Source organism: Providencia alcalifaciens DSM 30120, from assembly GCF_000173415.1.
Classification (GTDB): Bacteria; Pseudomonadota; Gammaproteobacteria; order Enterobacterales; family Enterobacteriaceae; genus Providencia; species Providencia alcalifaciens.
Genome location: NZ_ABXW01000004.1, coordinates 213,895 through 229,892 on the forward strand (window position 1 = coordinate 213,895; position 15,998 = coordinate 229,892).

Here is a 15,998-nt window from a genome sequence, read left to right on the forward strand (position 1 = left end):
AAATCATCAACGGTTAATCGCTCTGGGAATCGGTAGTCACCGACTTCGGCAGCAAAAAAAACACTAACTCTTTAGTTAGACTCATCATATCCGCAGGATTCATCATTAGAATTTCCGATTTGGTCAAGGCTGGAGTTGTGACACGCGGTAAAACTAACATGGCAGAGTCAACATCCATCTCTATTAATGCTGCTAAGCGAACACCTCGTAATGCACCGGAATTCGGTTTACGCACCACAATCTCGGAAATTGTGGTTTCGCCACGAGTTAGTGGTTCATCTAAAACTACGGTGATTTGATTTTTTTCTGTTTGCTCCATTGTTTAATGTCTCCTTTATAATCCCAGTGCGGCACGGTGTGCAGCCATGCGGTCAACACCCCCCACAATTTCAACCATATTGATAATGTCAATTTCAATGAGCTTTTCACCATTTATCTCTAAGCGAAAATACGTAGGCTTAACGCTCAATTTTGTTTGAGAATTGTCACCTTCTTTCACGTTTCCCGAATCAATTTCGCTGTATCGACCGCGAACCACCATTTCAACTGCATGCACTTCGCCGATATCATCCCGCTGAATTGACCCATGAAATCTGAGCTGAACACCATCAATGGTTTCAATTCCCCATTGGCGATAGATTTGTGCCTCCATTCCGCCCAGCGTGATTTCCATATCTAATGCACCATCATCTAATCCCATATCAATTTGAGCCGCGCCGTTCATGCCGCCGCCGCGATACGCTTCTAACTTGCGGGTTAGTTTGGGGAGTGTGACTTCCTCTGCGATACCCATGTAATTTTGACCATCATTAAAGATGTTCATGTGTTTAAATTTGCGTGGTAAAGCCATGATTACCCCTTAATCTTTGAACTGAAATCTAATAAATAGCGGTCGGTGATCCGCTGACGTAGCAATAAGTTTTCAAGAGGAGGGACTGGTGTGTAGTCATAATCAAGGTATAATTTTCCGCTCTTTAACTCTTCCTTGATATTGACTTTAGGGTCAAACCAACATTCCCCACCTAATAAATACCCTTGGCTGGTAAGGCTACGTAATTTCGCATTAATACCGTCAATGATATCTTTGGTCAGCGTCGGAGTGAGTGGCTTATCAATCGCCCAATCGTGCGCTTCTGCCATAGTGTCCGCTAAGACTTGAGCTGTACGGGTGTAAGATTCAAAGGCAAAAAGCGGATCATCTGAACATGTGCGGGAACCCCAAAATTTAAACCCATTATTACGAATCAATGTGGTGATACTCTTTTCATTGAGTAACCCCGCATCGGTTGCTGGATCTTGTAAATCCCAAGACACGTCAGCGGAAATGCCTGTAACCCCATTGATGCCTACGTTGGATAAGGTTTTATGCCAACCAATTTCATTGTCGATTTTAGCTCTCAAACCTAATGCACAGGCAGTGGCGTAGACGTTACTTTCTGAGTTTGTTTGGGTATCCCAGCGTTGAAGTTCAGGGTAAATCAACATGAGTTCACGTTGACTGAAGTTCTCACGGTAGTCGATTGCCTCATTCACTGTTTTGCATCCATACGCGCTAATGTATGCCATTGCGCGCATTTTTTGTGCGATACCTGCAAGGGCGGAGGATACTGCTTGAGTATCATGGGCAGGAACAGCAAGAATACGAGGCTTTACCCCCAATCGACTTTGGGCAACGGTTAAAGCTTGTAATCCGGTTTTGCGTCCTTCTGAGGTAGAACCGCCAATAATATTGGTCGTGGTTTCTGCTTCACTATCACCTTGTTCAACACGCACAACGACGGTGACCGGTTTGGATTGGTTACCGATTGCGTCTAATGCTCTGGCTAATGAGCCTGAGTCTCCAGCTTTACCGGACGCCTCAATCACATCCGTAATTAAAACCGGTGTATTTAAGGGGAAAGATTTAGCATCGGCATCATCAGCCGTGCAGACCATGCCCACAATTGCTGTATTGACCGTGCTAATAGGGCGCGTGCCTTCATTAATTTCAACGACCCGCACACCATGATGATAATCTTGAGCCATTACTCGCTTCCTCTGTTTTGCAATAGCTCAATTTTGTGATTGGGTTAAGCGAAATGCACGGAAAGGGGATTGTGTGAGGGATGAAACAAAGCCCCATGATGGGGCTTTGGCTGCAACTATTCCGGTTTTTCTGGAAACGACACATCCGGTGCTGTTGACGTGTCAACACGATTTAACAAGACACGATATTTTTTCCACTCTTTTAGAGAGACTATTTCTGCATCTGTAGCAATGTCTAAATCAACAGCATCTTGTAACGAGTCAATTTTAATGGTTGCTTCATTTAATAATAAACGCAATGTATTTTCAGCTTTTGCAACTAACGTTTCTTTTGGTGTTTCATAAGGGAGCACTTTTCCATCAATAAAGACAAAAGACAGGTTTTCATCAAAAAAGTTTTTCGGTAATTCACCTGGACTCATTTCAGCAACAGACCCACCTAAGGGAAAGAGTGCGCTAGCATCATGGCTGTAAGAAATAATTAAGCCATCTGGATTAAAAACGATTTTTAATGTATCCCCATTGAAATTAGCTTGCACCTGATACCAATCATTTCCCTCAATATCTTCTAACACTAACGTGGATTCTGGGTATTTAGCTAATAATTTAGGATTGTGACTTCTCTGAAAGTTCTGATATATCATATTCATCCTTATAAACCGCTGATGGTTACCCACTGCCCATTAACAAGACTCTGTAATGGGCGATACCAAGCACCTGAAATGTTATCCGCTGAATTACTCCCCGTATCATCAACCACCAATCCAGTTAACACATTTCCTGCGGGCGCCTCCCAATTCCAACTCACTCTATTACTTGAAGGCGAATAACGCGTTTTGGCACCTAATCGCACATTCAGTGCATTCTGCATATAGCGCGCATCCGATTCCGTTTTTGTATAAGCGCCAACATCTCCCGCAGACAAGGTGATATCTGTGCTTAAAGGTTTGTTGTTCACCTTGCGTGTGTTAGGGACTCGACCATTCGCATTGTTATTTGCATTCGTTGCCGCTGTGTTTGCGGCATTGGCGGTGACCTGTGCATCGGTGCCCGCTTTTTTCGCATCCGCCACTTTGGTGTCTGTTTCTGCTTTTGTATAGGCTCCGACATCGCCTGCTGACAATGTGATATCTGCACTTAATGGCTTATTGTTCACTCGACGCGTATTGGGTACGCGACTATTGGCGTTATTATTCGCATTGGTGGCTGCTGTATTGGCGGCATTGGCTGTTGCTTGAGCGTCAGTACCCGCTTTCTTTGCATCAGCGATTTTGGTGTCTGCTTCGGCTTTGGTATATGCTCCGACATCCCCTGCATTTAAGGTAATATCCGTATTCAATTGTTTATTGTTCACACGTCGCGTGATGGGAACAGCACTCACATCATTCGCCGTCAATTCCGTTATTCGTCTATCCAATACCTGAATAGCATCATCAACGTATTTTCTCGTTGCCAGCACCACGGTAGGGTCTATTTTTAACGTAACGGACTCCGTGTGACTGACAATTAAAATCATCCTGATGGTCTGTGTTCGACCGGAACCTTCAGCCAATAATGGCTTATAAGTTTCAGGACAATTAGCAACGGCAACCAGCATCCCTGATTTATCAAACACCCCCATTTCCCGGATCCACCATCCCCCTTCATTTTCGGGGATCACTTGTTCTGCAATAATTTGATTTGCATTCAATGGGTCAATAAACAGGGTGTTAATCGCCGCTCGTCGTTTTTCATTCACCAATCGAGTTTGCTGAGTATCTGGTGTCGGCAATGAACCGCCACCATCCCCCACAGCCATCTGTGTTAATTCAATTTTTGTCCCCAGCGCAGAGGCTTCAGCAAGGACTTTTTCCCCATACGTGGTGAGTAATGCAAAATATCTCATTGAAGAGTCACCCTCATTTCATCAATAACATGTACTGCAACCCCTGGCGAAATTGTCCCTCCGGTACTGATCATGTCAGGCGTATAAGGGTAAACCGTGAGTTCATCCCCGCCATAACTGGTTGCAGCACAATAAATTTGTCCTCTGGTTTCGAGTTGGATGGTTAACCCCACGAGGTGGCGGCTCGCAGGTTTAGCATCAAAAATTAATGCCTCTAACTCCTGATACATTTCTTCTGTAATGCCGGTATCCAGTACACCAATATCAAGACGAAACGTGCCCGCGGTTTCGTTGGTTTTCCACCATTCAATCACACGAATTAAATAACCGAGCGGCTCTACAACACGGCGTAACGCACCAATCGTGCCTTTGTGTTTATGGATAAATATTGCCGCCTTGATGGCATCCCGTTTGGCTTGCTCTGTCCAATTTTTATCCCATCGGTCAACGCTAAATGCCCAAGCCAAATACGGCAATAAATGCACCGGACACAAATTGGCATCCCAAAGTTCTCGGATCGGTATGGGGACGCGCTCAATCTCTGATAAAGCTTCAGCGGCGGCAAGTTCTAGTGGCGATGATCCTACGGGCAATAAGCGATTACTCATCAGAACCACCTAACGACAAGTTAATATGAGTGCAAAAACTGGCTTGTGTTTTGTCTAATGTGATATCACTTTCCGGTTTTCGTAATTCAACGCGTTGAACTCCATGAACATGCAGCGCGGCATAAATAGCACTTAAGACAATGTCACGCCCCAGTCGATGTTGTTGAGTTGTGTAGCGTTTTAGCTGCTCTTGTGCCGCGTTGATAATTGGCTCATATTCCGGGGCGGGGTAACAATAGATCTCCGCTTCAATGTCATAGTTCACGATATTGGCTGATTGTACGGTGACCCGATCCGCAACAGGACGCACATCCTCATCATTTAAAGCTGCTTCAACTGTCTGAATCAAATCACTCGATGCTGTTCCATCGCCTTCTCGTGATAACACGGTTACGGTTACATGGGCGGGTTGTGGGCTAATCACTGAAGCATCCGCAACACGACCGTCCGCACTGCGCGCATGATAGGTATAACTGCCCACCGTACCCGCCACACTGAGCGCCTCGAAGGCTTCAGGGATGCGCATTCTTAAATCAGAATCCGATTCATAAACAGGCGGAATAGGTGGGATTGCGTTTTCATTCCCGGCAAATAAAACTAACCGCTTAACGTCATTGTTGGCGGCTAGCTGGTCAAGATCAGCTCCCGTCGCAAATGCCACCATACTGGCGCGAGCCGCTTCATTCACTCGCTGACGAAAAATCACTTCACGGTAGCTGTTCTCTTGCAACAGTTTGGTTAATGGCTCGGATTCTAATTCCAATGTACGGGCGACGACTTCGCGTTGCTCTTCGGGCATCGCCGCAATTAATGCCGCTTTACGCTGTGAAAATATCACTTCAAAATCCAGCTCTTCAATCACATCAGGGGCTGGCAACAAACTTAAATCAATACTGGTCGCCATCATCACCTCACAGGGATAGAAAAAGTTAGGGGTTGATTCGTCTCTTGTTGGATAGCGTCTATTTCAATGACCATTTGAGCCTCTTTCGCGCAGCTCAACGCAATCCGAGTCAATAAAATTCTTGGCTCCCACCTCATCAATGCGGTATAGCACGCAGACATTAATTGCAGTTTCAGCGCTGGATTTTGTGGCTGGTCGATTAACGCCGACAATAACGACCCATACGCTCGACGAGCAATGCGGGAGCCGATGGGGGTAATCAAAATATCGCTAATTGATTGGCGAATATGCTCAATATCGGAAATTACCTTTCCATCGATGCGATTCATACCTTGATATTTCATTGAGGTGCTCCCGTGGATTCACCACCACTACGCACACCACCATGCTTATGTGAATGAAGGATAATCCCGTTGGATGTGATAGCGCCGCCTTGATGATTAAAATTCCCCGTCATTTCGCCCCCTAGCGTCACGTTTAACGTGGCGCAGGTTAAATTATCTGAACAAATGACTTTTGGGGTTTTTAGATGGATTTGTTGGCTGGCATTCACCACCACGACGCTTGTCGTCGCAGTAATGCATTCACTGGCTTCAATATTCGCGGTTTTAATTCCCACGGCGCTTAAAGCGCCCGTCGCTGGCTCATATTCAATGACGGCACCGTCGGAATAGGTGCGATGATCTGCCGTCAATGATCCACTCGGCTCCGTATGCTCATTGGAAAAAATAGCGGGTAACACGAATGCGGTCGTTAATTCCCCCCCGATGGCAAGAATAAGCACCTGCTCACCAATGCTAGGGGCGTTCATTGTGCGAGTTTGTCCCGCCCGTAATGTCAGCCAATTTAACCAATCAGTTTCTAAATCACCGATTTGCACGCGACACCCTTTTTTGGCATCAACGGCAGTGACAACTCCAATACGGATCATATTTCGGATTAAGCGATAAATATCAGCGGACATAGCACGTTATTTCTCTTGCGAAATGGCATTTAAAAGCAATTGGCGAACTAAGTATTGCCAGCAGCCTAAACAGGTAAATAACGGGGCTAAAAACCATTGACCAATAAGCGTTAAAGCAAGCAAAGCTAGTAAATTTAACGCATTGACATAGCGATAAACGGCGTTATCCATCGGGACAAGACCCAGTGGAAAACCTTCTAATTGATAGGACTTCGTTTGTTTCCCTAAAAATGGCAGATAGTTCATCAATAACCAGAAGGCGTAAAAAGAAATCACCGTATTTAATATGAGTACAGCAATAAAACTTCCAGCTGTGTCATCAAAAAAGGCAATCAGCGAGTAAAGAATAACCACTAAAGCAGGAATAAAGGGAATGTATTTACGCATAGCAACCTCAAGAAATTCATTTTCTTAAGCCTGCCATTAATGATGGGGAGATTGCAGCTAGCGTGTTTTGTTTGAAGCGCCATACAATTTATCGCGAGAGAAATTCAATGAGTTGGTGTTCGATGTGTTGGATTTCTTGTGGCGTTAATCCAAGCAACTGACGTGCTGGATACGTGATTTTTGCGTGTCCGATTTGCTCGGTTAGACCGAATTGATGTACTCCGGCAATCTTGCCCGCTGAGGGTAAAAAGTAGATAGCTGCTCCTTTATCACTGTGAGACATCCGCAAAAAACGCGCCGTCGCCAGCTTTTTAAACATTCTGGTTTGCTTTGTGTTACGCGCAGTTCTGATTTTGTCTTTTTTTAGACTGATGTAATGTTGAATATCCGATTTACGAAAAGAGCGCAGTGCCTTTTTATCGACATCCCAACCCGTGATAGTTTTTGTATTTTTACGCCATGTCCGCAACGTGCGTTTTTGTCCTCGCCACATAAATTGAATTTCACGCTGTACGGTGACAAAACTGGCTTTTCGTTTTGTGTATGGGCTTCCGTTAGGATTCTTTTGTTGCTGAATTCGTTTGATTTGTGAACGATGTAAATCGCGGGTAATTTCTTTCGCCAGTTGACGTCGCTGTTGCGTGGACATGTGGCTGAGTAAGTGCGTCAACTCATTATCAAATTGACGCAGAGTATCGTTATTCATCGTTCAGTCTGCCATTCATCAAAAGGATTAGCCGGCTCAGTAATAGACTCCACAACCCATTTTCCTTCACTATCTGTCGCAAGGATCCGTTCTGTCAGTTTTAAATCGATACTGATGTGTGCCGTGCCATTACTCAGTATGACTGCATCAAATAAAAACCCGTCCTGCCGCTTGATGGGGTTTGCCAGCATATCGGGTTGATATTGGCGTAACCAATCACTAATCACCGCCATTAAAATGTCTTGATTGCTGTTATAACTTTCAATGATGATATTGGCGGTGTAGTCATATTCAAGACTGGGCGTTTTTGCCAGTGTGGTGATCACTCGCCCATTTTCGACGAATAGGGACAGGTTTTCTGGATTCTCTTTAAGAAAAGGAATTTTGTTACTCAGGTAATCCCGTAATTTAGTGAGTTTTTTCATGATTTCGTTCTTTTTCGAATTTTTCAATCGCCATAAGCTGCGCATTCGCTTGCTCCAAATCGGTGAGAAGCGGGTCAACCCACAATGCCAGATCGCAATACGTTAAAATCCGTCCGGTAGTGATGGTGGTACGGGTTGCGTTAGCGTTTTCGGAATGGGAGGACATGGCGATGGCACGTAAACGGTACGTGTTACTGAGCAACCTGTCAGAAATAGATTTAGGCACAGGAAAATCGCAAGTCGGCTCTTTTTTAAGAATAGTTTTATATTCAATTTTTCTTTCCTCTGCGCTGGCGCGTTGGGTAATTCCGTTTCGGTAGACTTCGCTACTGATTTGATTAGCACGATGAAAGGCAAGTGATTGATCTGCAATAACCTTAGCTTGATTGTTTATATCCGTCTTTAACTGAGTGTTTTTTTCTTGTAATTCATCAAGTTGACTATTTAGCTTCTCTATTTTTTTCATACCCAGTACAGCGATAATGAACGTTATAACAAATAGGGTCACAAAACCAATCACGCGTTTCTTCATACTATGAGTTGCTTCCCCAACGAGCTTTATTTTTACGAACATCAATGTGAGTAAATGTTTTGTAGCGACCGATACCGTATTGATTCGGATATTTTGATTCCAAGTAATCAGCAACTCCTTTTGGTGCAACGTTTTTTACTTTGATATCTCCTGCTGTCCCCAAAAGATGCTGTGAATGCTTAGCGCCACCCACAGCGTTATTATGCTTTGTACAACGGCGACCACTGACAACATAAACCGGCTGATTAAAATGTTCTCTCACATCTTCAAGCACAGTCACAAGTTCTGTATCGACGTCTGATGCACCACACCCATCTTTACAAGCAAACTCTGTGCTATTGAAATGCTCACTTAATTTTGTCATTTTTTACCCCCTGTATACTTCAACCAGAAGAAATCTAAAGCCATGGTTCCCATTGCCCCTGAGATACCTGATGAAATCATGATCATGTACATTGATGCGCCCGATTCTATCGCACCAAGACCACCAAGAAGCCCTGCAAATCCCGATACAACAACTTGCATCAAGGCATTAATCCAGCTCCATGCCATGTTATTTTTTCGTATATCAATGATATATCTCACGGCTCCTCCCCATGCGGAAATGAAGAGCAACATCAACCATTGAACCAGACCGAAACCATTAGGATCTTTGTCAAACATACGTGACTAATCCCATAACTGTATAAGTGGTCGTATTGACTCCGAATGCATTTCGGGCATCTCTATCAATAGCCCCGCGGGAAGCACTGCGCCACGCTCTGCCAAATTCGGATTGGCTAACAATACGGCTTCGGTCATTCCCGTTGTCCGACCATAAAAACGCCAGCAAATGGCATCAACGGTGTCGCCTTGAAGTGTTCTAATTTTCATATCAACTCAACAATGTTATGTGTCGTGCCTTTAATACGCTGAATTGCCCACACCGCGTCACGCTGTAAATCTTCAATCGATGGTTCAAGTGCGTCGGCTTTTTTGTTGCCATTTAAGGTGGTATCAATATCTCGATAACGCTCGGTTAAATTAGCCTTTGCATTGCAAAACACCGCACGACGATACAAATAAACCAGTTCGGACTCAGTCTTTTCACCGTCATGAATGTGATTAGCCGGAATAGCATCCAGCGTTTGAAAACCTAAGCGGATTTCGTTTTGCTGCCATTGCCATAATTCGTGATTTGTTTCAATGATGGCGTTTTTCAGCGCATTGATTAATCGCGAAGTGGTGACCGTGCTATCGACGCGCATTGACTCGCGAAAATCCGATGTTTTTATGTCAGGGAAAAAATCACTACTGGTAAGTGTGAGTGTTTTTTCATTTCCCTGCTCAGGAGAAACAAAATCCATAAATAGCCCTAAAATAGGTAGGCGGTGGGCGAGATTTCGAAAACAAATTTCTTATCTCGCGCCGCCTTGCGTGTTGGCACGTTCGTTATTCATCTGCGTGATGTTTCGCAGATAAAAATTTTTCAAGTTGCTTAATATCTTGCTTCACTCCAGAGCGATCATTTAGCTCAAGAGCACGCATCAGCTCACAAAGAGCAGGCTGTGGAAAATCATTATCACGCAAGCTGTACCCTAACCATTTATGCAGTTCCCCCCGCACTTTATCGGGCATATCTTCATGCTCAATCAATGACATGGTTCGCTGCAATATCGCCAAGGGGAGCGGCTTTTTCGCGGTGTAGGCATCTTTTGCGCGATCCCCCATTTCCTCGGCAATTGCACAACCCGTGGTTCGAGACTGTCCCGACGGCATCGATAACTGGTGTTTCAATGCGTATTGCGCAATATCAAGACCTTGTTCATACATCCCCGCGTCAAAACTCCACAACATCAAATACATCAAGACGTCATCTTGTACGCCCACATTGCGTTTTAATGTTTCAGTGATCCACGGTTCGTAGAGAGGAAGCACTTTTCGCTTGTACATGGCTTTTCGCTCAAAAGATTGCGTTTTCCCTAAGTCTCGCATGTGCTGTCGCAACATCAATTTGACTTGAGTGACACCGGATGGGTCGGCAAGCACGCCACCATAATCAGTAGCGTGCCTTGCCTCAACCTGCATGCGTTTTCTTTCCCACAGGTTCACGGTTATTCCCCGTCATGCGCTTCTTGTTTGCCGCTAGCCTCAGTAGAGGTTGTGACTAGCTCAATGTTTTCAATTAAAGCAACACAGTCGTAATCTTCGACAATGTAATCTTCATTAACAGACTCGTAGTTTTCGATACGATCTCGTTTTGCATTATCCACGACTTGACGACGGCGAGAGTCGACTTGCCAGTAGATGGATAAGTTATCCAAACGGGTAATGAGCATGGCATTTTTCGGGAAATACGGCACACGAACCGCCGGCAATCCCCCAATACGTTTTTGGCTAATAATCACATCTGCGGCAAGAACTTCCGTATTTGCCTGATCGCGATTTACAATCGGGAAATACTTATCGGATAACAGCTTGCGTCCACAAATCACCACAAGCTCAGTATCATCGGCATACACTTCTGAAATCGCATTATCAACGGCTTGCATGACCAATGCATCGAGGTTCTCATAATCAGCCCCGTTACCGACACTGATTTTCTCAGGGGTGATAACATTGGTTTTCTCATCGGTTGATGAGCCGAGAACATGCTCTGGCGCTTCAAGGCGGATTTTATGTAGCCAACCAATATTGACATCTTGCAGCAGCGGATTTGTTTTCCGATCTGAGGTTGCGGCTCGGCTCGTGCCGTTCCAGCCAATCATGATACGGTCAAGGGCTTGACGCTTAATGATTTCATCGCGGATACGGCGTTGAAAATCCTCAAACATTGCCCACATGTCCAATTTTTCGTAACGGATAGCGGTATCAAAATTTGTTTTCTGACAATGATATTTTTGTCCAGAGAGTTCTGTCGGGTCGACAGGTTCGCGGTCTTGTTTCGTGGTATCCGTTGTACCGGCAACGGTTGAGCCGATACCTAAACCAATTTTTTCTCCGATTTGGTTTTGAACCGGCACCATATTGATGCGAGTTAAAAACTCGGCACTTAATTGAATTTTAGTTTCGAGTGTTTGCGCCGCTGCGGGAGTGACTTCCACTTTTGAGGTGGTAAAGTCCATCGGCTCAACCCCGTAAAGCTGACCTAAACGGGTCAAATAGCCGTTAAATTTAATGCGTGTTTCTTTTCTCATTGTCTTTTCCGTTTAGCAATCTGTCAGTGTTTCGATTTTTGCCCCAGTGCCACCCAAAGAAGTTGGGCGTTGAGGTTGATTATCTTGCTGGCTTAAGCTTTGCTTCAGCGTCTCCAACTCTGCGCGCAAGGCGTCATTTTCTTGTTTTACGTCAGAGAGGTTTTTGACTTCTTGTTCAAGCGACGTCAATTTAGTGTCTAATTCCGAGACCTCTTCTGCACAGAGTTGGATGGACTGGTGAACATCATCTAAAGGGTCATCATGACGTTGGTGCTCTTTGCTAAACATGGTTTTGATTCGTTGATATAGCTTCGGTTTTTCACGATTACCGTCATCTTCGGTGAATTCAATTACCGTCATTTCTGCAGCAGTAAAGACGTTATCTTTATCTTGTTTGCGGTCAGCAAAATGCTCGCTTTGTCCTGAATTTGTGCTGAATGCCAGCATGCTTGTTCCTAGACTGGCGGGATTATCGGTGACTGCCAAGCCAACCAAATACGCACTGCCCATATCGGAGAAATTGGGATTAATTTCGACAGAGGTGTAGACCTTTTGGCGCTTTTTATTCATTTCAATCAGTTCTGGTGTCGGTTTTAACACACCGTATAACGCTAGTTTTCCAGCTAATGCACCTTCACTGATTTCCTCGGTATACACCGACTCCACATCACCAAAACGGGGCATCCACGAATAATTCATGTGCTCCATGTTAATTCGAGCGCCATAAACATTCGGGTCATAGTTTTTTTCAATATCCATTAGCCATTGGCGCTGTACTTTGCGCCCATCGGTTGTGGCTCCCTCCACACAAAGGCGCACAGGTTTGGATTTTTTTGTCATTGCTCAGGCTCCAGCAATTGAATGTCATGTGAACGTAAAAATGATGAGCCTATGTTTTCAGGGTTGGGGGATAAGAAACAATGTGTTGGCGTTGTGTGGTAGCTCGCACAATGCTTGCGCAAGGCGTGATGTCGTGTGAGTCATTAATCTGGCGGCATGAATACATTACACGATTTTGACCCACGAAAAAGAGCCATGCACCTGTACTTTAATGGGTACAGGATCGCGCGTATTGCCGAAATTCTTCAAGAAAAAGCCGCCACTATCCACAGTTGGAAACGACGCGATAAATGGGATGACATAAAGCCGATTGAACGCGTCGAGATGACGCTGGAAATGCGGCTTTGTACGTTACTCAGTAAAGACAATAAAGAGGGAAAAGACTTTAAAGAAATTGACTTACTTTATCGCCAAGTTGAACGCCATGCCAAAATTCACAAATACCAAAATGGCGGCAATGAAGTCGATTTAAATCCGAAGCTTGCGAATCGGAATAAAGGTGAACGCCGCGCACCGGAAAAAAATGTCTTTAGCGAAGAGCAGATTGAAACACTGGAAGAAATCTTTCGCCAAAACATGTTTGGTTATCAAAAGGTGTGGTACAGCGCAGGACACAAACATCGTATTCGCAACATTTTAAAATCACGACAAATCGGAGCAACGTATTTTTTTGCCCGCGAAGCCTTTATGGATGCCTTGACGACAGGGCGTAACCAAATCTTTTTATCCGCCAGTAAAGCCCAAGCGCATGTTTTCAAAGGTTACATTATTGATATGGCGCGGGAAGTCGATGTGGATTTAAAAGGCGATCCCATTGTGCTGCCTAATGGTGCCACCTTGTATTTTCTCGGCACTAACGCCCGCACTGCACAAAGTTACCATGGTAATTTATACCTTGATGAGTACTTTTGGATACCGAAATTCCAAGAGTTGCGTAAAGTCGCCTCCGGTATGGCGATGCACAAAAAATGGCGTCAAACCTACTTTTCAACCCCTTCATCACTCACCCACAGCGCTTACCCGTTTTGGTCAGGAAAACTCTTCAATCGAGGTCGGCGTAAAGCGGAGCATGTCGATGTGGATGTCAGTCATCAAGCCCTTGTTAATGGCATGGTGTGCGCTGATGGGCAATGGCGGCAAATTGTCACCGTTGAAGATGCGATACGCGGTGGTTGTGACCTCTTCGAGATAGAGCAACTCTCTTTAGAATACAGTCCCGATGAATTTGAAAACTTACTGATGTGTGAGTTTGTCGATGATATTGCGTCCATTTTCAACTTGCAGTTGATGCAAAAATGCATGGTGGACAGTTGGGAAGTGTGGAATGACGTTCAGCCATTAATGGTTCGCCCTTATGCCTATCATCCGGTTTGGATTGGTTATGACCCAGCGAAAGGGACTCAAAATGGGGATAGCGCAGGGTGTGTTGTGGTTGCCCCACCACTGCGCGCTGGCGATAAATTTCGTATTCTCGAACATCACCAATGGCGTGGGATGGATTTTCGCGCCCAAGCCAACGCGATAAAAGAACTCACTGAACGCTATAACGTGCAATACATCGGTATTGATTCGACTGGTATTGGTCACGGCGTTCTACAGAACGTGCGGGATTTTTTCCCCGCGGCAAAAGAGTTTGTCTATAACCCCGCATTGAAAAATGCACTTGTCCTGAAAGCGTATGACGTTATCAGTCATGACCGATTGGAGTATGACGCAGGTTGCAATGATATTACGCAGTCTTTCATGGCAATCCGCCGAGCTACCACCGCAAGCGGTAATCGACCAACTTATGAAGCCGATCGCAGTGAAGAGGCTAGCCATGCAGATTTAGCATGGGCAACGATGCATGCGCTCTACAATGAACCCATTACGGGTGAAAATGGCAATCATCACAATATTGTTGAGGTTTTTTAATGAGTCGTAAGAATAAAAAAGACCGTTCTCAAAATAAGGCGAAATCCGCAGAATACGCCCCAATGGAGGCGTTTTCGTTTGGTGACCCAATCCCGGTATTAGATAAGCGTGAAGCATTTGATTATCTGGAATGTGTCCAAATCGATAATTACTATGAGCCACCGATTAGTTTCTATGGATTGGCGCGGACATTTCGTGCCGCACCGCATCACAGTAGTGCGGTCTATGTGAAGCGAAATATCTTAACCAGCACATTTATTCCTAATCAATATTTGAGTCGTCAAACCTTTGATAGCTTGGCGTTAGACTTTCTACTGTTCGGTAACGGTTATCTTGAATTGCGCGATAATCGCTTAGGGCAGCCACTTAGCCTCAAACATTCACCCGCAAAATTTACACGTCGAGGTGTGGATCTTGAAACTTATTGGTTTGTTCAACAAGGCTATGATAGTCAGCCATACGCATTTCAAACGGGAAAAGTGTTTCACTTAATTGAACCTGACATCAATCAAGAATTGTACGGCTTACCGGAATACCTTGCGGCTATCCCATCGGTATTACTGAATGAAGCCTCAACGTTATTTCGTCGCAAGTATTATCTTAATGGCTCGCACGCAGGGTATATTTTGTACATTAGCGATGCGGCACAAAAAACCGATGATATTGATCGAATTCGTGAAGCGCTCAAAAGCAGTAAAGGCGCAGGAAATTTTAGAAATTTATTTTTGTACGCACCCGGCGGGAAGAAGGATGGCATTCAAACTATCCCACTTTCTGAAGCTGCCGCGAAAGATGAGTTTCTCAATATCAAAAATGTGAGCCGTGATGACATGTTAGCTGCACATCGAGTCCCGCCACAAATCATGGGGATTATACCGGAAAACGTAGGGGGCTTTGGTGACGTTGAAAAAGCGGCAAAAGTGTTTGTTCGCAATGAACTTATTCCGCTACAGAGCAAAATGAAACAGCTTAATGATTGGTTAGGTTTCGAGGTGGTTAAATTTGAAAAATATTCACTGGATTTGGATGATGACTAACTGAGATTATCGACTGGCAGATTTAAAAGTACCGTCCTTTGAGACGGTATTTTTTCACCCGTAGGTAGGTGATCTTAAAGAGGTCAATAATAATATAACCCCACGCTATTATATCAAAGCCGCCGTACCAAGGCGAATCCGCTCAATTTTAGCCCTCTCAAATCCACGAATAAACGCACTGTAAGCCATTCTGAGACGACTTAAAATAATCCCTATCTAGTTATGGAAAGTTGAATTTAACGCCGTTCTGGCTCGGAGAATTGCGAGAAGATGATTAACAAGAAACACTCAGCGCGCAATCGTGACCCCGCCACGCCTGCCCACTAAATAGGTCGGTTTTCATGCACCTGCAAGAGATCGTCAGAACCGCGCCAGTAGTAGTGCTTCGCTTGGTTAACGATCCTTTTTTGATCTTGCAAATTGCGGCGGTAAATTGCGAAATACTCGTAATAGATATTCTCTATCACATAGGTCACTCTGCAATTTGAATAAATACCTTTATGTATACAACTCTTTATGATCTTTTGGGTCTGTTAAATACATTCATGATGAAAGAAATAGTTAATAAAATGAGCATTTTTTGATATTATTACGT

At 44.5% G+C, this 15,998-nt stretch carries 22 protein-coding genes; 2 read left to right on the forward strand and 20 right to left on the reverse strand.

Going from position 1 to position 15,998, the window contains the following annotated elements; translation table 11 throughout:
• Positions 1 to 13: 13 nt before the first annotated feature.
• The 20 genes from PROVALCAL_RS01360 to PROVALCAL_RS01455 form a co-directional block, all read right to left on the reverse strand.
• Positions 14 to 319, reverse strand: coding sequence for a phage tail assembly protein (locus PROVALCAL_RS01360; protein WP_006657268.1), 306 nt, complete (start codon positions 317 to 319; stop codon positions 14 to 16).
• Positions 320 to 334: 15 nt separating this feature from the next.
• On the reverse strand, positions 335 to 850 hold the full coding sequence (locus tag PROVALCAL_RS01365) for a phage major tail tube protein (protein ID WP_006657269.1): 516 nt from the start codon (positions 848 to 850) through the stop codon (positions 335 to 337).
• Between the two features lie 2 nt (positions 851 to 852).
• Positions 853 to 2,025: a phage tail sheath protein gene (locus PROVALCAL_RS01370; RefSeq protein WP_006657270.1), complete on the reverse strand. Its 1,173-nt coding sequence runs from the start codon at positions 2,023 to 2,025 to the stop codon at positions 853 to 855.
• Between the two features lie 116 nt (positions 2,026 to 2,141).
• The gene (locus PROVALCAL_RS01375) at positions 2,142 to 2,669 is read right to left on the reverse strand and encodes a tail fiber assembly protein (RefSeq protein ID WP_039861394.1); all 528 of its coding nucleotides are present in this window, start codon (positions 2,667 to 2,669) and stop codon (positions 2,142 to 2,144) included.
• 8 nt (positions 2,670 to 2,677) lie between these two features.
• On the reverse strand, positions 2,678 to 3,910 hold the full coding sequence (locus PROVALCAL_RS01380; protein ID WP_006657272.1) for a phage tail protein: 1,233 nt from the start codon (positions 3,908 to 3,910) through the stop codon (positions 2,678 to 2,680).
• The gene (locus PROVALCAL_RS01385; protein ID WP_006657273.1) at positions 3,907 to 4,518 is read right to left on the reverse strand and encodes a phage tail protein I; all 612 of its coding nucleotides are present in this window, start codon (positions 4,516 to 4,518) and stop codon (positions 3,907 to 3,909) included. The genes PROVALCAL_RS01380 and PROVALCAL_RS01385 overlap by 4 nt, the downstream gene beginning before the upstream one ends.
• Positions 4,511 to 5,425, reverse strand: coding sequence for a baseplate assembly protein (locus PROVALCAL_RS01390; RefSeq protein WP_006657274.1), 915 nt, complete (start codon positions 5,423 to 5,425; stop codon positions 4,511 to 4,513). The genes PROVALCAL_RS01385 and PROVALCAL_RS01390 overlap by 8 nt, the downstream gene beginning before the upstream one ends.
• On the reverse strand, positions 5,425 to 5,766 hold the full coding sequence (locus tag PROVALCAL_RS01395; protein ID WP_006657275.1) for a GPW/gp25 family protein: 342 nt from the start codon (positions 5,764 to 5,766) through the stop codon (positions 5,425 to 5,427). Before PROVALCAL_RS01395 ends, PROVALCAL_RS01390 begins: the two co-directional genes overlap by 1 nt.
• Positions 5,763 to 6,386 carry a phage baseplate assembly protein V gene (locus PROVALCAL_RS01400; RefSeq protein ID WP_036974590.1) on the reverse strand — a complete coding sequence of 208 codons (624 nt, stop codon included), beginning with the start codon at positions 6,384 to 6,386 and terminating at the stop codon, positions 5,763 to 5,765. The genes PROVALCAL_RS01395 and PROVALCAL_RS01400 overlap by 4 nt, the downstream gene beginning before the upstream one ends.
• Positions 6,387 to 6,392: 6 nt before the next feature.
• Positions 6,393 to 6,773, reverse strand: coding sequence for a hypothetical protein (locus PROVALCAL_RS01405; RefSeq protein WP_006657277.1), 381 nt, complete (start codon positions 6,771 to 6,773; stop codon positions 6,393 to 6,395).
• An 88-nt stretch (positions 6,774 to 6,861) separates the two neighbouring features.
• Positions 6,862 to 7,479, reverse strand: coding sequence for a phage virion morphogenesis protein (locus PROVALCAL_RS01410; protein ID WP_006657278.1), 618 nt, complete (start codon positions 7,477 to 7,479; stop codon positions 6,862 to 6,864).
• Entirely contained in the window at positions 7,476 to 7,904 is a 429-nt protein-coding gene (locus tag PROVALCAL_RS01415) for a phage tail protein (protein WP_006657279.1), read from the reverse strand. The genes PROVALCAL_RS01410 and PROVALCAL_RS01415 overlap by 4 nt, the downstream gene beginning before the upstream one ends.
• Complete coding sequence (locus PROVALCAL_RS01420; RefSeq protein ID WP_006657280.1) at positions 7,888 to 8,436, reverse strand: DUF2570 domain-containing protein; 549 nt, start codon at positions 8,434 to 8,436, stop codon at positions 7,888 to 7,890. Before PROVALCAL_RS01420 ends, PROVALCAL_RS01415 begins: the two co-directional genes overlap by 17 nt.
• Before the next feature lies 1 nt (position 8,437).
• Complete coding sequence (locus PROVALCAL_RS01425; RefSeq protein WP_006657281.1) at positions 8,438 to 8,800, reverse strand: D-Ala-D-Ala carboxypeptidase family metallohydrolase; 363 nt, start codon at positions 8,798 to 8,800, stop codon at positions 8,438 to 8,440.
• On the reverse strand, positions 8,797 to 9,099 hold the full coding sequence (locus PROVALCAL_RS01430) for a phage holin family protein (RefSeq protein WP_006657282.1): 303 nt from the start codon (positions 9,097 to 9,099) through the stop codon (positions 8,797 to 8,799). The genes PROVALCAL_RS01425 and PROVALCAL_RS01430 overlap by 4 nt, the downstream gene beginning before the upstream one ends.
• Positions 9,100 to 9,105: 6 nt before the next feature.
• Positions 9,106 to 9,309, reverse strand: coding sequence for a tail protein X (locus tag PROVALCAL_RS01435; protein WP_006657283.1), 204 nt, complete (start codon positions 9,307 to 9,309; stop codon positions 9,106 to 9,108).
• Complete coding sequence (locus PROVALCAL_RS01440) at positions 9,306 to 9,782, reverse strand: head completion/stabilization protein (RefSeq protein ID WP_006657284.1); 477 nt, start codon at positions 9,780 to 9,782, stop codon at positions 9,306 to 9,308. Before PROVALCAL_RS01440 ends, PROVALCAL_RS01435 begins: the two co-directional genes overlap by 4 nt.
• Before the next feature lie 85 nt (positions 9,783 to 9,867).
• Entirely contained in the window at positions 9,868 to 10,527 is a 660-nt protein-coding gene (gpM, locus tag PROVALCAL_RS01445; RefSeq protein ID WP_226890329.1) for a phage terminase small subunit, read from the reverse strand.
• Between the two features lie 2 nt (positions 10,528 to 10,529).
• Entirely contained in the window at positions 10,530 to 11,612 is a 1,083-nt protein-coding gene (locus tag PROVALCAL_RS01450) for a phage major capsid protein, P2 family (protein ID WP_006657286.1), read from the reverse strand.
• Positions 11,613 to 11,624: 12 nt separating this feature from the next.
• Positions 11,625 to 12,452: a GPO family capsid scaffolding protein gene (locus PROVALCAL_RS01455; RefSeq protein WP_006657287.1), complete on the reverse strand. Its 828-nt coding sequence runs from the start codon at positions 12,450 to 12,452 to the stop codon at positions 11,625 to 11,627.
• 156 nt (positions 12,453 to 12,608) lie between these two features.
• Between PROVALCAL_RS01455 and PROVALCAL_RS01460 the strand changes: the two genes are divergently transcribed.
• A complete protein-coding gene (locus PROVALCAL_RS01460; protein WP_006657289.1) occupies positions 12,609 to 14,366 on the forward strand; it encodes a terminase ATPase subunit family protein in 1,758 nt (585 codons plus the stop codon).
• A complete protein-coding gene (locus tag PROVALCAL_RS01465) occupies positions 14,366 to 15,403 on the forward strand; it encodes a phage portal protein (RefSeq protein WP_006657290.1) in 1,038 nt (345 codons plus the stop codon). The genes PROVALCAL_RS01460 and PROVALCAL_RS01465 overlap by 1 nt, the downstream gene beginning before the upstream one ends.
• Positions 15,404 to 15,998: the final 595 nt, after the last annotated feature.

Excerpts from the sequence above, each read along its gene's own strand:
- PROVALCAL_RS01360 (WP_006657268.1), bottom strand. The coding sequence starts at position 319 with ATGGAGCAAACAGAAAAAAATCAAATCACCGTAGTTTTAGATGAACCA.
- PROVALCAL_RS01365 (WP_006657269.1), bottom strand. The coding sequence starts at position 850 with ATGGCTTTACCACGCAAATTTAAACACATGAACATCTTTAATGATGGT.
- PROVALCAL_RS01370 (WP_006657270.1), bottom strand. The coding sequence starts at position 2,025 with ATGGCTCAAGATTATCATCATGGTGTGCGGGTCGTTGAAATTAATGAA.
- PROVALCAL_RS01375 (WP_039861394.1), bottom strand. The coding sequence starts at position 2,669 with ATGATATATCAGAACTTTCAGAGAAGTCACAATCCTAAATTATTAGCT.
- PROVALCAL_RS01380 (WP_006657272.1), bottom strand. The coding sequence starts at position 3,910 with ATGAGATATTTTGCATTACTCACCACGTATGGGGAAAAAGTCCTTGCT.
- PROVALCAL_RS01385 (WP_006657273.1), bottom strand. The coding sequence starts at position 4,518 with ATGAGTAATCGCTTATTGCCCGTAGGATCATCGCCACTAGAACTTGCC.
- PROVALCAL_RS01390 (WP_006657274.1), bottom strand. The coding sequence starts at position 5,425 with ATGATGGCGACCAGTATTGATTTAAGTTTGTTGCCAGCCCCTGATGTG.
- PROVALCAL_RS01395 (WP_006657275.1), bottom strand. The coding sequence starts at position 5,766 with ATGAAATATCAAGGTATGAATCGCATCGATGGAAAGGTAATTTCCGAT.
- PROVALCAL_RS01400 (WP_036974590.1), bottom strand. The coding sequence starts at position 6,386 with ATGTCCGCTGATATTTATCGCTTAATCCGAAATATGATCCGTATTGGA.
- PROVALCAL_RS01405 (WP_006657277.1), bottom strand. The coding sequence starts at position 6,773 with ATGCGTAAATACATTCCCTTTATTCCTGCTTTAGTGGTTATTCTTTAC.
- PROVALCAL_RS01410 (WP_006657278.1), bottom strand. The coding sequence starts at position 7,479 with ATGAATAACGATACTCTGCGTCAATTTGATAATGAGTTGACGCACTTA.
- PROVALCAL_RS01415 (WP_006657279.1), bottom strand. The coding sequence starts at position 7,904 with ATGAAAAAACTCACTAAATTACGGGATTACCTGAGTAACAAAATTCCT.
- PROVALCAL_RS01420 (WP_006657280.1), bottom strand. The coding sequence starts at position 8,436 with ATGAAGAAACGCGTGATTGGTTTTGTGACCCTATTTGTTATAACGTTC.
- PROVALCAL_RS01425 (WP_006657281.1), bottom strand. The coding sequence starts at position 8,800 with ATGACAAAATTAAGTGAGCATTTCAATAGCACAGAGTTTGCTTGTAAA.
- PROVALCAL_RS01430 (WP_006657282.1), bottom strand. The coding sequence starts at position 9,099 with ATGTTTGACAAAGATCCTAATGGTTTCGGTCTGGTTCAATGGTTGATG.
- PROVALCAL_RS01435 (WP_006657283.1), bottom strand. The coding sequence starts at position 9,309 with ATGAAAATTAGAACACTTCAAGGCGACACCGTTGATGCCATTTGCTGG.
- PROVALCAL_RS01440 (WP_006657284.1), bottom strand. The coding sequence starts at position 9,782 with ATGGATTTTGTTTCTCCTGAGCAGGGAAATGAAAAAACACTCACACTT.
- PROVALCAL_RS01450 (WP_006657286.1), bottom strand. The coding sequence starts at position 11,612 with ATGAGAAAAGAAACACGCATTAAATTTAACGGCTATTTGACCCGTTTA.
- PROVALCAL_RS01455 (WP_006657287.1), bottom strand. The coding sequence starts at position 12,452 with ATGACAAAAAAATCCAAACCTGTGCGCCTTTGTGTGGAGGGAGCCACA.
- PROVALCAL_RS01460 (WP_006657289.1), top strand. The coding sequence starts at position 12,609 with ATGAATACATTACACGATTTTGACCCACGAAAAAGAGCCATGCACCTG.
- PROVALCAL_RS01465 (WP_006657290.1), top strand. The coding sequence starts at position 14,366 with ATGAGTCGTAAGAATAAAAAAGACCGTTCTCAAAATAAGGCGAAATCC.